The sequence below is a fragment of the Paenibacillus solisilvae genome, assembly GCF_042656405.1.
Lineage (GTDB): Bacteria > Bacillota > Bacilli > Paenibacillales > Paenibacillaceae > Paenibacillus_Z > Paenibacillus_Z solisilvae.
In genome coordinates this window covers 1-17704 of record NZ_JBHSOW010000065.1, presented here as the reverse complement: position 1 = coordinate 17704, position 17704 = coordinate 1, and the positions used below count along the sequence as shown (strand labels likewise).

Sequence of the window (17704 nt, the reverse complement as noted above, 5' to 3'; positions counted from 1 at the left end):
AAGAGCAGGACGACGATGAACGATCTGGCTGCTGGTTTATGGATCAGCAGATTAGATAAATGCTGCTGGCGCAATCGCGTCAGCGGCTTTTCGCATTCACTTATGTCAATATTTATGTAAGTTAGAGCTTTTCCACGGATGATATAATAGGTAAAAATACAGCCATTCTGGTGGCTAATAAAGGAGTATGACTGACGATGAACGGAAATTTATTAGAAGCCTATAAACAAACTGTCTATCCAGTCCTCGGTCATGGTCCAAGAAACCTTCAAGTTTTGAAAGAGGCGTTCGAACATCAAGACGGTGACCGGGACAGTGATATTTATGGAACGGGTATGCTTATAGAAGAATTTCAGTCGAAAATTGCGGACTGCCTGGGTAAAGAAGCTGCCGTCTTTTTCCCTAGCGGAACGATGGCTCAGCAAATTGCCCTGCGAATTTGGTGCGATGACAAGGGGATCAAGAAGGTGGCGTATCATCCCCTTAGCCATCTGGAGATCCATGAACAGGACGGGCTGAAAGAGCTGCACCATATCGAATCTGTTCTACTGGCGGATGCTGGCAGCTTGATTCAACTGGAGGATGTTCTGGGCATGCAGGATGATATTGCATGTTTGCTGCTTGAGCTGCCGCAGCGCGAAATTGGGGGACAGCTGCCTGAGTTTCAAGAGCTTGAAGCGATCTCTGCCTATTGCCTCAGAAAAGGAATTCGGCTCCATCTGGATGGTGCAAGGTTATTCGAAATTCTGCCCTATTATCAAAAGTCTGCTGCTGAGATTTGTGATCTATTTGACAGCGTATATGTATCGTTCTACAAAGGAATCGGCGGAATTGCCGGGGCTGTTCTTGCCGGAAGCGAGGCTTTTACCAAGGAATCGAAGGTATGGAAGAGGCGTTATGGCGGCGATCTGATCAGCTTGTATCCGTATATTATTAGTGCTGACTATTATTTCAATCAACGACTGCATAAGATGGAGCAGTATTATGAAGAAGCCAAGGAGTTTGCCGGGTTATTCAATCAGTGTCATGGCGCGGCAACGATACCGGCAGAGCCTGTATCGAATATGTTTCATGTTCGGTTTGACGTATCGAAAGAAAGGCTTGAACCGATTCTTATTGCTGTCTATGAGGAAACTGGAATCGGGTTAATCGCCTCGATCAAAGAGACCGGCGGGATGACTTGCCAATGTGAAGTGAATATAGGCGACTGCTATGCAAGTGTGCCTAAAACAGAGCTGAGAAACGCATTTCAATTGCTGGATGCGAAATTAAGAACAGTTGATTAGGGTTTGAAAGACGGCACTGCGGCAGATAAAGGGATTATTTGCGGCACCATCCGCAGCTTGATTCGTGAATACAAACCGGCATCTCTGGCGGGGATGCCGGTTTTACTGCGATCCAGCTCCTGTTAACGCTGACGCTTCGTAAATACCAAGAAAGTAACACCGAATTTATCCGTTACAACGCCGTATACCGGGCTGAAATAGGTTTCCGCAAGCGGAGTTTCCACTTGACCGCCTTCCTGCAAAGCGTTGAACAGCTGCTCCGCCTGATCGGCATCACTTGCCGTGAGGCAGATAGTCACTTGATTGCCCTGATGAAGAGGTTCGCCTGGGACGATATCGCAGCACATCAGCTCTGCGTCTTCGATCTTTAGCACCGAATGGGCAATTCGATCTTTTGTATGGGCAGGCAGTGGATTGTCATGGTCTTCCGGGCCTTCGCCAAAGGTTTGTTTGAACACCAGCTTGCCATGCAAAGCTTCTTCATAAAAACGAATCGCTTCCTCCGCAGATCCGTCCAGCATGATAAACGGGGTTAGTTGTAAGGCCATCATAAACAGCTCCTTGTGTTCAATTTTTTTATTAACGGTTTCTTCAATTCCATTGTGGCCTATAATAGTGACAGGAACTGTCATAGTTGTGAAGTTTAATTATTCCACTGCAGCATTGAGTTTTTCGCATCAAAACGCTTATAATATAACGAGAAAACGAGAAAAGACTAAAAGAAAAGGTGTTATTCATGAGTATATTAAACGTAGAACGACTAAGCCACGGCTTTGGAGACCGTGCGATCTTCAATGACGTATCCTTCCGGCTGCTTAAAGGCGAGCATATCGGACTCATCGGCGCTAACGGTGAAGGAAAGTCCACTTTCATGAACATTATTACGGGCAAGCTCCAGCCGGATGACGGTAAGATCGAGTGGTCCAAGCGGATGCGTGTTGGATATCTGGATCAGCATGCGGTTCTTAGCAAGGGGATGACAATCCGCGATGTTCTGAAGGGTGCCTTCCAATACCTGCTGGATATGGAACAAGAAATGAATGAAATGTACGGGAAGATGGGCGATGTAACGCCGGAGGAGCTCGAACGTCTGCTTGAGGATGTCGGCACGATTCAGGATACGCTGACGAATCAGGATTTCTACCTGATTGACGCCAAGGTGGAAGAAACTGCGCGAGGACTCGGTCTTACCGATATTGGTTTGGATAAGGATGTCCATGATCTCAGCGGAGGACAGCGAACGAAGGTATTGCTGGCAAAGCTGCTTCTTGAGAAGCCGGATATTCTGCTTCTGGATGAGCCGACGAACTATCTCGATGAACAGCATATTGAATGGCTGAAACGTTATCTGCAAGGGTATGAGAATGCATTTATTCTTATTTCGCATGATATTCCATTCCTTAACAGCGTCATCAACCTGATTTATCATATGGAGAATCAAGAGCTTAACCGCTATGTCGGCGACTACGACTATTTCCTTCAGGTTCATGAAATGAAGAAGCAGCAGCTGGAATCCGCTTTTAAACGCCAGCAGCAGGAAATCGCCGATCTGAAAGACTTCGTTGCCCGTAATAAGGCGAGTGTCGCGACGCGCAACATGGCGATGTCCAGACAAAAGAAGCTCGACAAAATGGAAGTTATCGAGATTGCGAAGGAAAAACCGAAGCCGCAGTTCAACTTTAAAGATGGAAGAACGTCCGGCAAACTGATATTTGAAGCCAAGGACCTTGTCATCGGTTATGACAGCCCGTTATCAAGAGCGCTCGATCTCCGTATGGAACGCGGTCAGAAGATTGCACTCGTAGGTGCCAACGGAATCGGTAAAACGACGTTGATGCGGAGTATTCTCGGTGAGATCAAGGCGATATCCGGTACTGCTCAGCGCGGTGAGCATCTGCAAATCGGTTATTTTGAGCAGGAAGCCAAGGATGCGAACAATAATACGTGTATCGAAGAGATTTGGAAGGAGTTTCCTTCTTATTCACAGTTCGAGATTCGCGCTGCGCTAGCCAAATGCGGACTAACGACGAAGCATATCGAGAGCAAAATTGCAGTGCTTAGCGGCGGCGAGAAGGCGAAGGTACGTCTGTGCAAGCTCATCAACCGTGAAACCAATCTGCTCGTGCTCGATGAGCCGACCAACCATTTGGATGTCGATGCTAAGGATGAGCTTAAGCGGGCTCTTAAGGCGTACAAAGGCAGTATCCTGCTGATATCCCATGAACCTGAATTTTATCGCGATGTCGTTACAGAGACGTGGAACTGCGAATCATGGACGACAAAAGTGTTTTAAATTATAGCACGAAGCTAAACCTATCCAGCTGAAATAACAGCGGGGTAGGTTTTTTATATGAAGCGGCTATAAGTTCTTCCTTTTATAGGTAATCTATGCTATGATAAACGGGAACACTTGTTCTAATTGGATGATAGCATGGATAGAGGAAGGTGCAGGAATGGTGACTGATCTGAAGTACTCGGAAATAGACGAGGTGATTACTTATATTCATCAACGAATCGATGAGCCGCTCCAGCTTTCCGGCTTGGCCTGGCAAGCAGGTTATAGTCCTTACCATTTCGCGCGCATATTTAAGGAGCGAATCGGACTTTCGCCACTCTACTACGTATCTTCTCTCCGCTTACAAAGAGCAAAGGAGCTGCTGCTGCACACCAATATGAGTATCCGGGATATTGGAATGGAGATTGGCCAGCAAAGCCTGGGAACGTTCACGTCCCGATTTACGGAACGGGTAGGCGTGACACCATCAGGCTTCCGGAGCTCTATTATGCAGGCAGCTCAATGCTTGGAGTCCTTGCAGAAGCTAAATCATTGGCGAATACCGCACTCTACTTCGAATAAGTATGCGAGAATAACCGGGACCATACAAGCGGAGATTCCTTTTAAGGGAGTCATCCTGATCGGCTTATTTGCCAAACCAATTCCAGAAGGGCTGCCTCTCTATGGAACACTGGTTTCTTCCTTAGGCGAATTTTGTTTCACAGACGTCAGTCCAGGTACCTATTACTTGATGGCGACGTCCGTTTCTTGGGGATCGCAGGCTATCGATTTTCTCCTGCCCCAGTCGACACTGCGCACGAGGTCGAAGGAGCCCATCCAAGTGAAACCGTTCACCTTCGTCCCTCATCAGCAGGTTATGCTTTATGAACCACGCCCGGATGATCCTCCGATTCTCATCTCACTGCCGCTGTTAATGGATAATTTCCTCAAACGGTTTCTTCAGAAATAGCGGTCATGAGAATTCAATGAACTTACCGTTCAACCTATTGCAATCTATGATTCTCTATGTCAGAATATTAAATTACCGCATGTGTGTGTGATAGGTATGCATCAGCCATAGAAGAATAGGAGTGGTGAACATGAAGAAATATCTATTCGCCTACAAGGTTAAATCAAGCGATAAGTCTTGGGAAAGCAGCATCATCGCTGAATCCGAAGAAAAGGCAAGAACGGCAATCATCGCGAAGATCGCAGATTTTGAATTCACGGATGAGAGCGAAATTGAGCTGGGAGAGCTTCTTGCAATCAAGGAAGCGAACGGCAATCAATACATCGAATGCGAAGGCTGCAGCGCTTAATTTCGGTTCCTTCTGGCATCTATTGGACGTACATTTGTGGATTCATATATCTTTTAGGTGAGCGCCTTCACCCGAGCAGAGGGCGGGCGCCGATATTTTCTTCGGCGATAGCACAAGCTCTTGATTCGGTACTGCCGTGACCCTTAAGCGCGACCATTTGTCGGCAACTCCTGAACGGTTCGGCTGGAACGGCGGAATCGGAACATCCGCTTATTCGGATCCCAAAGAAGAGATGGTCGGGATTCTGATGACTCAGCGTATCATGGATTCTCCTACCTCTCCCCGAATCTTTGCCGATTTCTGGACGTCAGTCTACCAGGCGATCGACGATTAAGCTCCTGTATGAAGATCAATGCGAATTCAGCAAGGAACCGAATAACGTTTGAGAATGATGAAGGACTGCCAGGTCACCTGGCAGTCCTTCAAGTTATACTGTGGAACGAATAGGTGTTAACTTTCATTTCTTGCTTTCACGTGTTAATTTAGCAAGAGTGTCCCATTGCAAGTCGGTTAACCGCGACAGACTATTAAACTGTCCTGCTCCCTGGAGCCATTCTCCTCCATCAATTGTAATTACTTCTCCATTCACATAACCCGCATAGTCTGAGATGAGATAAGCCGCCAAATTGGCGAGTTCATCTGGAGCACCGGCCCTTCCGAGTGGAACGCGATTCTTCATTTGTTCTTCCAGCTCGGGTGTAGGCGCAAGGCGTGACCAGGCACCTTCCGTCGGGAAGGGTCCCGGAGCAATGGCAACCTGACGGATGCCATAAGATGCCCACTCTACCGCAAGTGACCGGGTTAGAGCCAATACACCCGCTTTTGCCGCAGCAGAAGGGGCGACATAACCAGATCCCGTGGAGGCGTATGTGGTTACGATATTGAGCATAGTCCCGCTTCTCCCTTGGTTAATCCACCGTTTTCCAACCTCCAATGACATATAGAACGTGCCGTGAAGTACGATGTTCAAGACCGAATCCACCGCTCGGGGAGAGAGGCGTTCTGTCGGACTGATAAAGTTTCCGGCTGCATTATTAACCAATACATCGATGTGCCCAAAGTGGGCTTCCACTGCATCTATTAAGCGTTGGACTTGTGCAGGGTCTCTGACGTCACAGCTTTTGTAGAATACTTGATTATGTTCAAGACTCATATCTGAACTTGCCTGCTTCAATACGTCCTCATTGCGGCTGGCAATCGCCAGCTTCGCACCCAGAGCTAGAAACTTCTCACCCATCGCACGGCCCAATCCCGTAGCACCGCCCGTAATAAGAATCACTTTATCTTTCAATAAGTCCTTTGCAAAAAGGCCCATAGGCGCATTCTCCTTCGAATCATAATCTGCTTGCTGTATGACTTGTATATTATTCATATCAGGCAGAGCATGGGCTTATGTTCAGAATTAATGGATTCGAATGAAAACGCACACAAAATGGCTTGCCAATCACTTCCGGCTGGAGTACGTTTATATGGCAGCGCCGATTAGCATGGAGAATGGAGGAGACGATTGTTAGGCTTATCAAGACTTCCTAAAAATGCACGCGGCTGTCTGCTGTACGAGCCTCTGTTTCTAATTCCGTACAGCATGTTCAGCACGTATGCCACGATTTATATGTTTGAGATGGGAATGAGTGAGACAGCTATCGGCTGGGTTACGACGCTGACTTTGCTGGTGCAGGTATTCTCCTCGTTCATAAGCGGCTATTTGACCGATAGGCTCGGAAGAAAATGGGCCTTACTCTATTTTGATGTGCTCAGCTGGACAGTAGGCACTCTGCTCTGGGCAGTCTCACAAAATATTTGGTTTTTTATCGTAGCGGCAATCGTGAATGGTTTTCAAAGGGTGCCGCACACCGCGTTTTATTGCTTGCTTGTTGAGGATACTGCTCCAAAGGATCGGACGTATGTATTCTCGGTTCTCCAGTTTGTCGCTATGCTGGGAGGATTGTTCGCACCGCTTGGGGGATTGCTTGTTGCCCATTACGGACTGATTCCCGGCACACGAATCATGTATTTCCTTGCCTTTGTCTGTATGACGATCCAATTCATCGGCCGTCATTTTGCAACGAGGGAAACAGAGATCGGACTGCGCAAAATGGAGGAAACCCGCAGTATCGGCTTTTTTGCCGGTGTTCGTGAATATAAAGGGGTTATACGCGAAATGGCAGGGAATCCGCCGCTGCTGCTGATTTTTGGGGTCTATATTCTGTTCCAGTTCCAGCTCACACTGAAAAGCACCTTTCTGTCGTTGTTTTTCGTCGAACATTTGAAGCTGAACAGCGGGCTGGTATCGATATTTCCGGCTGTAACTTCTGTCTTTATGCTGCTTTCGATGTGGCTGCTGCTGCCCCGGCTTCGAGAGGATAAGCTCCATACCGTCATGCTGTGGGGATTCCTCATCTCGCTAGTGTCAAATCTCGTATTGATATTGCCGCTTCCAGGTATGATGTTTTGGCTGATTCTCAGTACGGTTCTCGCTGCGGTTGGGACGATGATGACTTATCCTTATTTGGAAGCGGCGGTTGCGAACGCCATTGACGATGAGAAACGTGCAAGCGTGTTTGCTATTCTATCCGTACTCATCCTGCTCGTTATTTCGCCGTCCGGGATCATTGGGGGATGGGCTTACAAATGGGATCCTACGATGCCATTTCTATTAATTGTCCTATCTTTCGCGGTATGTGTATTCCTGCTGGTCATGTATAAGAGAACGATCCGCTCTACATAAACTTTTACTTATCCAAGCCTGCTAATGCGAATAAGGGGCTGTCTCAAAAGGGTTAAAATGATGCAATCACGCCCTAGCTTGTCTCCCTTATAAAAAATGGAAGTACAGTTCAATCAAACCTGTACTGCCATCTTTTCTTGTGAGGCAGGTCAGCATTCGCCCTTTGTTTCCGGATTTAAACCTTGAAATGTTGTTCAATAAATTCCGGAACCAACAGCAACCAAAGGAACATTCTCATGCACAGTGCTTGTGTGATATTGGAATCTGCTCCTGTACACTAGGCCTAAACTGGATTTCGTACAGTTAAAAAGAGTGTCATCCGATTGAGGCTGCCTCTATACTGTAATCGATACAGTTAAATCGCCCCAAATGAGCGTTATGGAGCTCAATTAGGCATTTATAACTGGAAATTTCCAGTATAGTGCTAATTTGAACGTCTAAAGCCCGAAATAGCTGTAAAAATCCAGTATAGATGTGCATGCGTCGCGTGGTTGACTGCCAAAACGTATCGAACCCGTTACTCGCAGGGAGCTGGCGCGGTGCAGCGAGTAAGCCGCAGGAGCTGGCGCTGCGCAGAAAGTAAGCCGCGGGAGCTGGCGCGGTGCAGCGAGTAAGCCGCAGGAGCTGGCGCTGCGCAGAAAGTAAGCCGCGGGAGCTGGCGCGGTGCAGAAAGTAAGCCGCAGGGAGCTGGCGCGGTGCAGCGAGTAAGCTGCGGGAGCTGGCGCGGTGCAGTGAGTAAGCCGCAGGGAGCTGGCGCTGTGCAGCGAGTAAGCCGCGAATGCCGAATACGCAGCAAGTCATTCCAAGCGTCGCATGACGGTGGTCAACCACATGCCAAAAAGTAAAGCAGGGGTGCCCCAAGTCTCTTCGTTAAAATTTGGGGCACTCCCTATGGTCTACACATCCCGGAAAACCGTGTCCGGTTAAGCTGGTTTATTCGTATTTACCGAGTATTTGGACTGCTTCTTCAGCAAGCGTTGTATCGATGGCCTGCTTCAAATCAATGTCTTTTATTAATGCGCCTCTTTGTTTGTACCACTCGTATTGTGCCTTGATATCATCGACATACATATTACCGTTTGGATCCAAGCCGGTGACATTAACCTTCTCCCAAAGTTTGGCATCTTTCAGGGCCGTATATTCGGTCATAATTGAAATGACGCCTTGTTTATCTCCGGTTCCTTTTACAAATACATCATTATAGTCCCGCAATCCCTTCAGGTATGCGAGCATGAAGCGAATCGAAACATCATGTTTATCTGTAACAAACTGAGGTGATGCCAAAACCATGGCAATTTGGGCTTTTGGTGCAAAATCGGTCGCATCCCCGAATTTGACGTGAATATTATCGGCGGCGCCTTTTGTGATAAGCGGCTCGATTTGAAGGGCCGCATCGATGGTATTCGTCTGCATCGCGGCCAGCATATTGGCGAAGTCAGGGAGCAGGACGAACTCCACATCATCACGCGTAAGCCCGTTATGATCGAGCATCTGCTGAAAAATATAATCATCCACAGCATTTTCGGAGGATACGCCAACTCGTTTGCCCTTCAAATCTTTATAATCTTTGATCTTGCCTTCCTGATCTTTATCAATGACAAAGGTAAAATACGATTTTCCGGTTAAATTATGCCCTTTATCCGCAATCATTTTGACATTGATGCCTTGCGCTATCGAGTTAAAGAATGATGCCGTGGATACGCCGCCGGCGATATCGATTTTGCCTGCTGCCAAGGCAGGGAGCATATCGTCGCTGTTGGCGAAGGTTGCGAATTCGACGTCAATATTGTAATCCTTGAAATAACCTTTTTTCTCTGCGATATAGAATCCGGCGCCTGAAGCAGCGCCATCTTCGGCAATAATGACTTTCGTTTTCTCCTTAAGCGGCGGCAGATCTCCGTCTACAGCCTGATTGTTTCCGGGATCGGTGGCAGCCGGTTTCGAACCTGAATTGCAGCCTGCCAGTACGATGCTGAGCATAAGTACGATCAGAAACAGGGCAGTTAGCTTACTTCTCATCTTCCATCATCCTTTTAATTAAGTTCTTGAACCTTGTACTTCACTCTGCAAATGATTCCAGATCTGAACAAACATTTCGGCCATTTGCGGATCAGAGCGAATTTGTTCCATGCTGCGCGGTCTTGGCAGCCCGACTCTCATTTCACCGGCGATTTTACCGGGTTGGGCAGAGAGTAGAATAATGCGATCACTCAGCATCAACGCTTCATCTATGCTATGTGTAATGAAGAGGACTGTTTTCTTGGTCTCCTCCCAGATGTTCAGCAGCTCCTCTTGAAGAATGAACTTGTTTTGTTCATCCAACGCCGCGAATGGCTCATCCATTAACAGGATTTCCGGATCATTGGCAAAAGCTCTGGCGATGCTGACCCTCTGCTTCATCCCGCCGGATAGCTCTTTGGGATAGTGATTTGCAAACTGAAGAAGTCCTACTTTGTCTAAATAATAATCGACCCGCTCTTTCACAAGCTGAGCAGGAGAATGGCGGAAAGTTAAGCCGATTGCAGCATTTTCTCTGACCGTCATCCACGGGATAATTCCATTCTGCTGGAAAATCATCGATTGGAGCGGCTTGCCCGAGTTTGTTTGCCTGATATGGAATTCCCCGGCGCTCGGCTGCTCCAAATCCGCCAAAATCCGGAGCAGTGTAGTTTTGCCGCAGCCGCTGGGACCGACTAAGCACACAAATTCACCGTCTTCCACCTGAAGAGACACATCTTCAAATGCGGTGACCCGACGTTTTTTATGATAAAATGCTTTGGTGAGATGATTGATTGAGATTTTGATTTCTCTTGTCATATTCGCCCCCCCCTGATCATCTGCGTTCCTGCCAGGGAACCAGCTTCTGCTGAAGCCAGCGCAGCAGAATGGAAAAGATGTAGCCGAAGAATGAGATCAGAATTAAGCCGACATACATCGGTTTAAAATTAAATACTTTATACGAACTCCAGATGAGATAGCCGATTCCGGATTGCGCTCCAATCATCTCGGCTGCGACAATTGTCAGCAGTGCAATTGCCTGCCCCATCTGAATACCTTCCATCATGACAGGGAGTGCGCCGGGAAGGGCGATTTTGAGGAAGAAATCCTTGGGGCCGGCCCCGTAATTCTTAGCTGCATCCAGATAAGAGCCGTCTATGTTGGCCACACCCGCTGCGGTATTGATGACTACAGGGAAAAAGACACTTCCTGCGATGGTAACCACCTTCGATAGTTCGCCAATTCCAAAGAGAATCAGAATGAGCGGCATCAAGGCGAGTGTCGGAATGGGCATCAACGCCATAAGCAGCGGGGAGAAGAAGGACTTGAGCGGGCGATACATGCCCATAAGTAAGCCAAGCAGAATGCCGGGAATGGTTCCTGCAATAAAACCAATGACGATACGCATCAAGCTGATGCCGACATGAGAGAAGAGTTCACCGCTCCTTGCAAGGTCCCAGAAAGTTTGAACGATGCTGGTGGGCGGAGGGAAGAAGCGGGAATCAATGATTTCGGTGCGTGATAAAACTTCCCATAGGATAAGGAGCAGGACCGGTGATGAGATGGTTAACCATTGCTGCTTTCTTCTCTTCTTTTCCTCTTTAAGCCATTCATTCTTTTCAATATCGATCACCCGAGTATGTCACCGCCTTTTCATCGTTCATCCTATGCGTTTACCCATATGGGAGTGACTCGAAGACCTGACCGGGAGGAAGGGAATAAAGATGTTTTATGCCATTGCCATTCTAGTTGCGCTGATCGATCAAATATCAAAATATTTAATCCGTTCTTATCTTCATATTGGTGAGACAGCCTCGTTATGGGGGATCGAGCTTACACATTATGAAAATAGCGGCATGGCTCGCAGTTTATTTCAAGGGTATGCGAGACTTTTTGGCATTGCTGCGGTGATTTTTGTTGCTGCTGTGCTCTATTACCGAAGAACAGGTCAATTGAAAGGGCTTATCCTTAACTGCAGCTTAGGGTTCTTAGTAGGCGGGGCAGTCGGCAACGCCATTGATCGTCTCTTATTCGGCCAAGTGACGGATTTCCTGGTGTCCCGTTCCGGAAAAGGCATTCTTAATTTTGCGGACCATGCCATAGAAGCCGGCGTGCTGCTGCTTATTTTACATGGCGTCATTCAGTTCACACGTAAGCACTTCATTAAAAGGAAATTTTCTTAAATATTGGAAGAATGGACAAGCTAATTGGAAGTAAGGCAACGGGAATAATCCAAGGATTGGATCGAGGATGACAATGAACCGGCATGCAAATGAAATGAAGGATATTGTAGAGGTCTGTCTATTAGCGGGCAAGCTGATGCTGAAGAATGGGGCCGAAACTTACAGGGTGGAGGATACGATGACACGGATCTCTCACGCTTACGGAATTCATGAATCTCATAGCTATGTAACGCCTACCGCTATCTTATTTTCCATTGAAGGAGCGGAAGCTGCCAGGCTGGCGCGTATTTCAGACCGTACGATACAGCTGGATAAGGTAACCGAAATTAATGGGATATCCAGAAGGATCAGCAGGGGAGAGCTGTCGGTAAAGGAGGCGTATAACCTGCTAAAAGAGGTCGATGCCTCGCGGAAAATATATCCTTTGTGGTTCAGCACACTGGCAGCAGGCCTCACGAGCGGCTGTTTCTTGATCATGTATGGCGGTATCTGGAGGGACTTTATCCCTGCTTTAATTGCAGGTGGCTTCGGGTACTACTGTCTAATCATCGTCCAAAGATATGTGCATATTAAATTTTTCTCTGAATTTACGGCTTCCCTCATGATTGGTTTGCTTGCCAGCTTGATCGTTTTAATGGATTTGGGGGAGCAATTCGATAAGATTGTAATCGGTTCCGTCATGCCGTTAGTGCCGGGTTTATTAATGACGAACGCGGTCAGAGATCTTATGGCCGGACATCTTGTTTCTGGCTTGTCCAAAGGCTCTGAAGCCTTTCTTACCGCCTTTGCCATCGGGACGGGAGTTGTGGCGGTATTAAGCTGGCTTAGCTGAAGGGAGGGAGTAGATGGGCGTGATCCTGGCACATTTAATGACAAGCTTCATTGCATCAGCAGCATTTGGAGTGCTTTTCTATGCGCCGCGTAATTCTATCATCCATTGCGGGTTTATTGGGATGCTGGGCTGGATGACCTACCTCATGTGTAAGAGAAGCATTGATCCGGTGATAGCAACACTTGCTGCATCATTCGCCGTTACGATTACCGGTCATCTATTCTCCAAGGTCTACCGGAAGCCTATCATTGTGTATAGTGTTTCGGGCATTATCCCGCTCGTTCCTGGCGGGCTTGCTTATGAGGCCATGCGGCAATTCGTGCAGAAAGATTATACGGCTGCGCTGGGGACGGCTGCCGAAGCCTTTCTGATATCCGGTGCAATCGCTGTAGGATTAGTCGCATCCGAGGTTCTCAATCAAATTGTAAAGAGTGCTGGCAGGGACAATGCGGCTTAGTCTCTGTTAATCAGATCGGATATCTAAGGGATACAGCAGATATCGCAGCCGGCTGCGGGCGAGGGCTACTTTTACTCGTATTTTATCCCCTGCCCTGCTGTATTTCGTTCGTTTACGAGTATTTTGTGGTTTATCTAGGCGAAAAGGACTAAAAACGAAAATGGATACGAAGCTTATAAGGATCAGTCGTATTCACAATTAAGGAGGTGATGGAATGGACAAACCATCGACAATCACTTTAGAAGAGATGATGAGTGAAGCAGAGTTGTTTCAATCCGTCTACTCGGAGCTGGCCAGCGAGATTGAGAGAGGCGAGAGTACACGTGGGAAACTGAATGATTTTCAGCTCATGCAGGCGGTTGCGCATGCAAAGGACGGGCTTGGGGTTATGAGCTATGAGCGGCGGCAAATCATTAATGCCATATTTGAAGCATTCTCCGCTATTTATCGGAGAGACGGACGGCCATCCGCTGAGATTTGGGCCACTGAAACATTTGGCTGTATCAGAAGTGAGGTTAAGCGGGAGGATTTGAAGGTCATCGAGGAAAGAATGGTGGAGCTGAACCAACTCATACAGCTTAAGGAAAAGGAGCTTCTCCAGCTGTACCGCGAGTTTCACATGATGAACCAATATTTGGCGCAAAATGAATGAAAGTTATGCTATATTGATTTCATCATCGTGAACAGAAATGAGTGATTACTTGTGCATCAGCGTTCGATTGGCGCTATTAGGCAAATCTCCAGATATCCCGTCAAGTCCATGGCCGGCGAGGATTTGGAGAAAGCCGTAATCGCATCCTATGGTATATACGGAGATCGCAGCCATGCTTTTACCGATGAATCAAAGGAAGGCTGGGACCGGTATATTACGGCGAGGCAGCTTCCGCTCTTGCTCGGATATAAGGCCGGATTAGGTGAGAGCAAATTGCCTGATGCGTTTCCGCAGGTGGAAGTTACGGCTCCAGACGGACAGATCTTAGGGTGGGACAGCCGCTTATTGAATGATATCCAATCCCATATCGATCAGACTATTCATATGATTCGTTATAAACCGTCTGGTTCAGACCTATTAGCAGTCGATACGGGAAGTATATTAATCGTGACGGACCGCTCCCTTCATAAACTCGAGATGCTCACAGGTAATCGACTCGATATCCGGCGGTTTAGACCCAACCTTGTAGTCTCGTTAAGCAGTGAGTTTGCAGGCAGCGATGAAGATTTAATCGGCAGTCGTCTCCGCATTGGAAGCACAGAATTACAGATTAATGAGCCATGCGAACGCTGTTCTCTCATCACGATTCATCCAGATACTTACGAGCGTGACGTTAATATCTTGAAGAAGGTCAATGAGGAGATGAATCTTAATTTTGGCGTCTACGCCTCTGTGATTCAAACAGGTGAACTACAGGTGGGCGATCAGGTATGGATATCGGAACCATAACTACACATGTTTACTAGAGGTATGTTCAATGAACATACCTCTTATTTATAACATGCTTCGATTCAGGTATGTATATGTACTTCTGGCTGTGTTTATGGTCATTTTGGCTAGTGACGGCAGTCTCTACTTTTTTTCTATATTCATACCAGTGACGACGCCGGGCAATGGTTACTTTAACCCCGCAAATGTCGTTACGATGGTGTATGATTATAGGGAAGTTACGAACCAGCTGTATAAACGGCTTTACCACTTTATCCTCATCCTCATTGCAGCATTTGCTGTAAGCAAAATTATGCTCATCTTAGTAAATCGCATTATCGGGCGCACCAAAGAAGATGCAATTGTAGATGGTGAGTTAATTCTGCATGCCATCCATCCGTTGTAGATCGGAGTGAGAGCAGTGACTAAACGAATATTAGTCGTCGATGATGATCCTTCTATTATTAGAATTATTCAATTGTATCTGAGCAAAAACGGCCATGACGTGGAAGAAGCATATGATGGGCAGTCGGCATTGAACAGGATCGAGTCCGGAGGCTTTGACCTTGCTGTGCTCGATCTCATGCTGCCTAAGCTGGATGGCTGGGCAGTATGCAGGCAGCTGCGCGGAGCGGGAAACCAAATTCCGATCATCATGCTGACTGCGCGCGCTGAAGTACATGAACGGATTGAGGGGCTTCGCATCGGGGCAGATGATTATTTGGTCAAGCCCTTTGATCCAAACGAGCTGCTCGCACGGATCGATTCCGTTCTTAGACGATCGGAATGGAAACGATCGCATCAGGATGCCCTGGTTGAAGCGGATGAGCTAAGTGTTGGAAATTTATGCTTGCGATTGGATTCCTTTACAGTGTCGGTTAATTCGGAGCCTGTAACCCTTACAAGACGGGAATTTGATTTGTTGGCCTTCTTGATAAACCGGCCAGGCAAGGTTTTTTCCCGGGAAGAGTTAATCGCTCAAATCTGGGGATGGGATTTTGACGGCGAGGATCGTGTCATTGATTTATACATTCAGCGGATTCGGCGTAAATTGGGAGCGGGAGAGGGGTGGAAGTTGACTACGGTATGGGGTATCGGATACAAGCTTGAGGCAGCCTCGGCATGTTAAATTCCATTTTTCGACGATGGCTCGTTGTCTCGCTCTCTATTACGATTACCATTCTTCTGATCCTGACCGTTACGGTCAGCTGGCTGGTGCAGCGGGACTATTACCGCCAGGGCTTGAAGCAGTTAAATGAACGGGCTGAGTCCGTTGAGCTGGCCTATGAAGAATTTAGCCAAGGGGATTTACAGGCAGCGGATTTCCGTAAGGAATTGAGAAGGATTGAGAAGGAGAACCATGTTTCGATTACGATCCTGGGCAAGAAAATGAAAGTGCTCAAGCAGGAGCTATACGAAGTAGGCGTGCGTCCCGATATCAGAAGCTGGGTAACCTCTGTAAGCGAAGGAAATCGAGTCGAGGAGATCGAGAAGTTTCGAAACCAAGATGACACGAAGATGCTAATCGTTGGATTTCCATTAAAGAAGGATAATCGAATCGTCGCTTCCGCCTTCATTTACTCACCGGCAGCGGATGTTAAGCAGTTAGCTGCTCCAATTCGCAGAAGCATTTGGCTGGTTGCTATTGCATGCGCAGGGCCATTAATCATTCTGCTATGGTTTGCCATACGCCGCATCGCAGGTCCGATTCAGAAGATGAGTGAGGCTGCTATGGCGGTTGCAAACGGAGAATTTGCCAGCCGCGTCGAGATTCATGGTAAAGATGAAGTCGCGCGTCTGGGCGCTTCCTTTAACATGATGGCTGAGCGAATGGAGCGTGTAGAGGAACGGAGAAGGCGATTGATCATGGAGATCGCTCATGAATTGCGCACACCGCTTACCAGTATTAGAGGTACTTTACAGGCACTCACAGATGGCATTCTAACAAACGAAGAGCAATCCGAATTTATAGCGCTTTCCCTGCAGGAATCTTTAAGACTCGGCAAGCTAATTGATCAAATTCATGAGCTGTCTGCTTTCGAGGAGCATCAAATCCAATTTGAGTTTAAGAGGATAGACATGACGGAACTTACGGATCAGACTGTGCTTCAATTCAAGCATAAGGCTGAATCTCAGGGAATACAGCTGCAATTCGTATCCAATAAGCATACGCCTATTATCTTAAAGGCCGATCCGGTACGACTCAGGCAAGCTATTATTAATCTGATTGGAAACGCGCTTGACCATAATCAGCAAGGAACCACGGTTACCGTTCAATTGGCTGCGGATCAACAGAAGGTAAAACTAATCGTTCAAGACAATGGTCAGGGCATCAGCGCTGAACATATACCGCATATATTCGATCGTCTGTATAAAGCGGATGACAGTCGTTCCTCCAAAGGCTCTGGACTCGGACTTACGATTACACGTTATATCGTACAGGCTCATCAGGGTACGATTCGGGCTGTTCCGGAACGAGGTAAAGGTACGGAAATGCATGTTGAGCTTCCTCTCAATCGCACATGACAAACTTTTGATATATATTCCCTGTAGAGTTATGGATGTAAGCTTAATCCGTAAGCAGGAGGGAAGATGACAGGATGAACAAGAAATTTATTGTCGCGGTGTTGGGACTAGCTTTAACGGTTGGTGCAGCGCAATCTGTTTTTGCAGCCAGCACAGATTCGTCAGCTGCGCCCGCATCCAAGCAGCAAACGGCGAACTTCGCATGGAAGGAACAAACGGCTTTACTTAAGAAGCAGCTTCTGTCCCTTAGAGCGGAGCAGCAGGCTCTGCAAACACAAATTAAGGCACAGTCGGAGTTGAATAAGGCCGCACGCAAAGCAATGACAAAGGAGCAGAAAGCAGCGCTCAAGGAATCATTAACAAGCTTGAAGAATCAGCTCAAATCGCAGCATGATTCGATTGAATCTCTGCGAACTCAGAAACAGACACTTTGGGCCCAAGTGAAGGCAGACAAACAAGCAAAACAAGCAGGTCATACTGCTTCAGGAGCGGCAGAGCTCCAGCAAATTATTGACCTGAAAGAGCAAATAATCAAAGCCAAACAAGCGATTCTTGCCCTGCAGCAGCAATTACAATCGGGATTGAATGAAGGTAGTGTCTGATACAGAAGAGAGGGGCTGTCCCAAAAGTAGGTTACTCACTTGATGGACGGTTCGCCTGATAAAAAAACGTGTCAAATC

21 protein-coding genes are annotated in these 17704 nt (G+C 47.3%); 15 read left to right on the top strand and 6 right to left on the bottom strand.

Annotated features, from left to right (window positions below; translation table 11 throughout):
- Positions 1-197 precede the first annotated feature (197 nt).
- A complete protein-coding gene (locus ACFPYJ_RS18055; protein WP_379189567.1) occupies positions 198-1286 on the top strand; it encodes a threonine aldolase family protein in 1089 nt (362 codons plus the stop codon).
- A 122-nt stretch (positions 1287-1408) separates the two neighbouring features.
- Here the strand turns inward: ACFPYJ_RS18055 and ACFPYJ_RS18050 are convergent, their stop codons facing one another.
- Positions 1409-1834 (bottom strand): VOC family protein, encoded by a 426-nt coding sequence (locus ACFPYJ_RS18050; protein WP_379189566.1) that lies wholly within the window; start codon positions 1832-1834, stop codon positions 1409-1411.
- A gap of 188 nt (positions 1835-2022) precedes the next feature.
- Here ACFPYJ_RS18050 and ACFPYJ_RS18045 point away from each other — a divergent pair, with 188 nt between their 5' ends.
- The 4 genes from ACFPYJ_RS18045 (at position 2023) to ACFPYJ_RS18030 (ending at position 5214) form a co-directional block, all read left to right on the top strand.
- Entirely contained in the window at positions 2023-3579 is a 1557-nt protein-coding gene (locus tag ACFPYJ_RS18045) for an ABC-F family ATP-binding cassette domain-containing protein (RefSeq protein ID WP_379189565.1), read from the top strand.
- 160 nt (positions 3580-3739) lie between these two features.
- Positions 3740-4531, top strand: coding sequence for a helix-turn-helix domain-containing protein (locus ACFPYJ_RS18040; RefSeq protein ID WP_379189564.1), 792 nt, complete (start codon positions 3740-3742; stop codon positions 4529-4531).
- Between the two features lie 130 nt (positions 4532-4661).
- Positions 4662-4880 (top strand): hypothetical protein, encoded by a 219-nt coding sequence (locus tag ACFPYJ_RS18035; protein ID WP_379189563.1) that lies wholly within the window; start codon positions 4662-4664, stop codon positions 4878-4880.
- Between the two features lie 157 nt (positions 4881-5037).
- Complete coding sequence (locus tag ACFPYJ_RS18030; RefSeq protein WP_379189562.1) at positions 5038-5214, top strand: hypothetical protein; 177 nt, start codon at positions 5038-5040, stop codon at positions 5212-5214.
- Positions 5215-5337: 123 nt separating this feature from the next.
- On the opposite strand, the gene ACFPYJ_RS18025 is transcribed toward ACFPYJ_RS18030, so the two are convergent.
- Positions 5338-6195, bottom strand: a complete 858-nt coding sequence (locus tag ACFPYJ_RS18025; RefSeq protein ID WP_379189561.1) for an SDR family oxidoreductase — start codon at positions 6193-6195, stop codon at positions 5338-5340.
- Positions 6196-6387: 192 nt separating this feature from the next.
- Here ACFPYJ_RS18025 and ACFPYJ_RS18020 point away from each other — a divergent pair, with 192 nt between their 5' ends.
- Positions 6388-7608, top strand: coding sequence for an MFS transporter (locus ACFPYJ_RS18020; RefSeq protein ID WP_379189560.1), 1221 nt, complete (start codon positions 6388-6390; stop codon positions 7606-7608).
- Between the two features lie 315 nt (positions 7609-7923).
- Here the strand turns inward: ACFPYJ_RS18020 and ACFPYJ_RS18015 are convergent, their stop codons facing one another.
- The 4 genes from ACFPYJ_RS18015 to ACFPYJ_RS18000 all read right to left on the bottom strand — a co-directional run bounded on the left by ACFPYJ_RS18015 (position 7924) and on the right by ACFPYJ_RS18000 (position 11239).
- Positions 7924-8469 carry a hypothetical protein gene (locus ACFPYJ_RS18015; protein WP_379189559.1) on the bottom strand — a complete coding sequence of 182 codons (546 nt, stop codon included), beginning with the start codon at positions 8467-8469 and terminating at the stop codon, positions 7924-7926.
- A gap of 72 nt (positions 8470-8541) precedes the next feature.
- Complete coding sequence (locus tag ACFPYJ_RS18010) at positions 8542-9627, bottom strand: ABC transporter substrate-binding protein (RefSeq protein ID WP_379189558.1); 1086 nt, start codon at positions 9625-9627, stop codon at positions 8542-8544.
- Between the two features lie 18 nt (positions 9628-9645).
- The gene (locus ACFPYJ_RS18005; protein WP_379189557.1) at positions 9646-10425 is read right to left on the bottom strand and encodes an ABC transporter ATP-binding protein; all 780 of its coding nucleotides are present in this window, start codon (positions 10423-10425) and stop codon (positions 9646-9648) included.
- A 16-nt stretch (positions 10426-10441) separates the two neighbouring features.
- Positions 10442-11239 (bottom strand): ABC transporter permease, encoded by a 798-nt coding sequence (locus ACFPYJ_RS18000; RefSeq protein ID WP_379189556.1) that lies wholly within the window; start codon positions 11237-11239, stop codon positions 10442-10444.
- A 67-nt stretch (positions 11240-11306) separates the two neighbouring features.
- On the opposite strand from ACFPYJ_RS18000, the gene lspA reads away from it, so the two are divergent.
- From lspA to ACFPYJ_RS17955, 9 genes are all read left to right on the top strand, one after another.
- Entirely contained in the window at positions 11307-11789 is a 483-nt protein-coding gene (gene lspA / locus ACFPYJ_RS17995) for a signal peptidase II (protein ID WP_379189587.1), read from the top strand.
- A 73-nt stretch (positions 11790-11862) separates the two neighbouring features.
- Complete coding sequence (locus ACFPYJ_RS17990; RefSeq protein ID WP_379189586.1) at positions 11863-12621, top strand: threonine/serine exporter family protein; 759 nt, start codon at positions 11863-11865, stop codon at positions 12619-12621.
- Between the two features lie 13 nt (positions 12622-12634).
- The gene (locus ACFPYJ_RS17985) at positions 12635-13078 is read left to right on the top strand and encodes a threonine/serine exporter family protein (RefSeq protein ID WP_379189555.1); all 444 of its coding nucleotides are present in this window, start codon (positions 12635-12637) and stop codon (positions 13076-13078) included.
- Between the two features lie 214 nt (positions 13079-13292).
- Positions 13293-13730 carry a hypothetical protein gene (locus ACFPYJ_RS17980; protein ID WP_379189554.1) on the top strand — a complete coding sequence of 146 codons (438 nt, stop codon included), beginning with the start codon at positions 13293-13295 and terminating at the stop codon, positions 13728-13730.
- A gap of 51 nt (positions 13731-13781) precedes the next feature.
- Complete coding sequence (locus ACFPYJ_RS17975) at positions 13782-14519, top strand: MOSC domain-containing protein (RefSeq protein WP_379189553.1); 738 nt, start codon at positions 13782-13784, stop codon at positions 14517-14519.
- 28 nt (positions 14520-14547) lie between these two features.
- A complete protein-coding gene (locus ACFPYJ_RS17970; protein ID WP_379189552.1) occupies positions 14548-14904 on the top strand; it encodes a hypothetical protein in 357 nt (118 codons plus the stop codon).
- A 15-nt stretch (positions 14905-14919) separates the two neighbouring features.
- Positions 14920-15627: a response regulator transcription factor gene (locus tag ACFPYJ_RS17965; protein ID WP_379189551.1), complete on the top strand. Its 708-nt coding sequence runs from the start codon at positions 14920-14922 to the stop codon at positions 15625-15627.
- Positions 15621-17024 carry a HAMP domain-containing sensor histidine kinase gene (locus tag ACFPYJ_RS17960; protein ID WP_379189550.1) on the top strand — a complete coding sequence of 468 codons (1404 nt, stop codon included), beginning with the start codon at positions 15621-15623 and terminating at the stop codon, positions 17022-17024. The genes ACFPYJ_RS17965 and ACFPYJ_RS17960 overlap by 7 nt, the downstream gene beginning before the upstream one ends.
- A gap of 74 nt (positions 17025-17098) precedes the next feature.
- Entirely contained in the window at positions 17099-17626 is a 528-nt protein-coding gene (locus ACFPYJ_RS17955) for a hypothetical protein (protein WP_379189549.1), read from the top strand.
- The last annotated feature ends 78 nt before the right edge of the window (positions 17627-17704 follow it).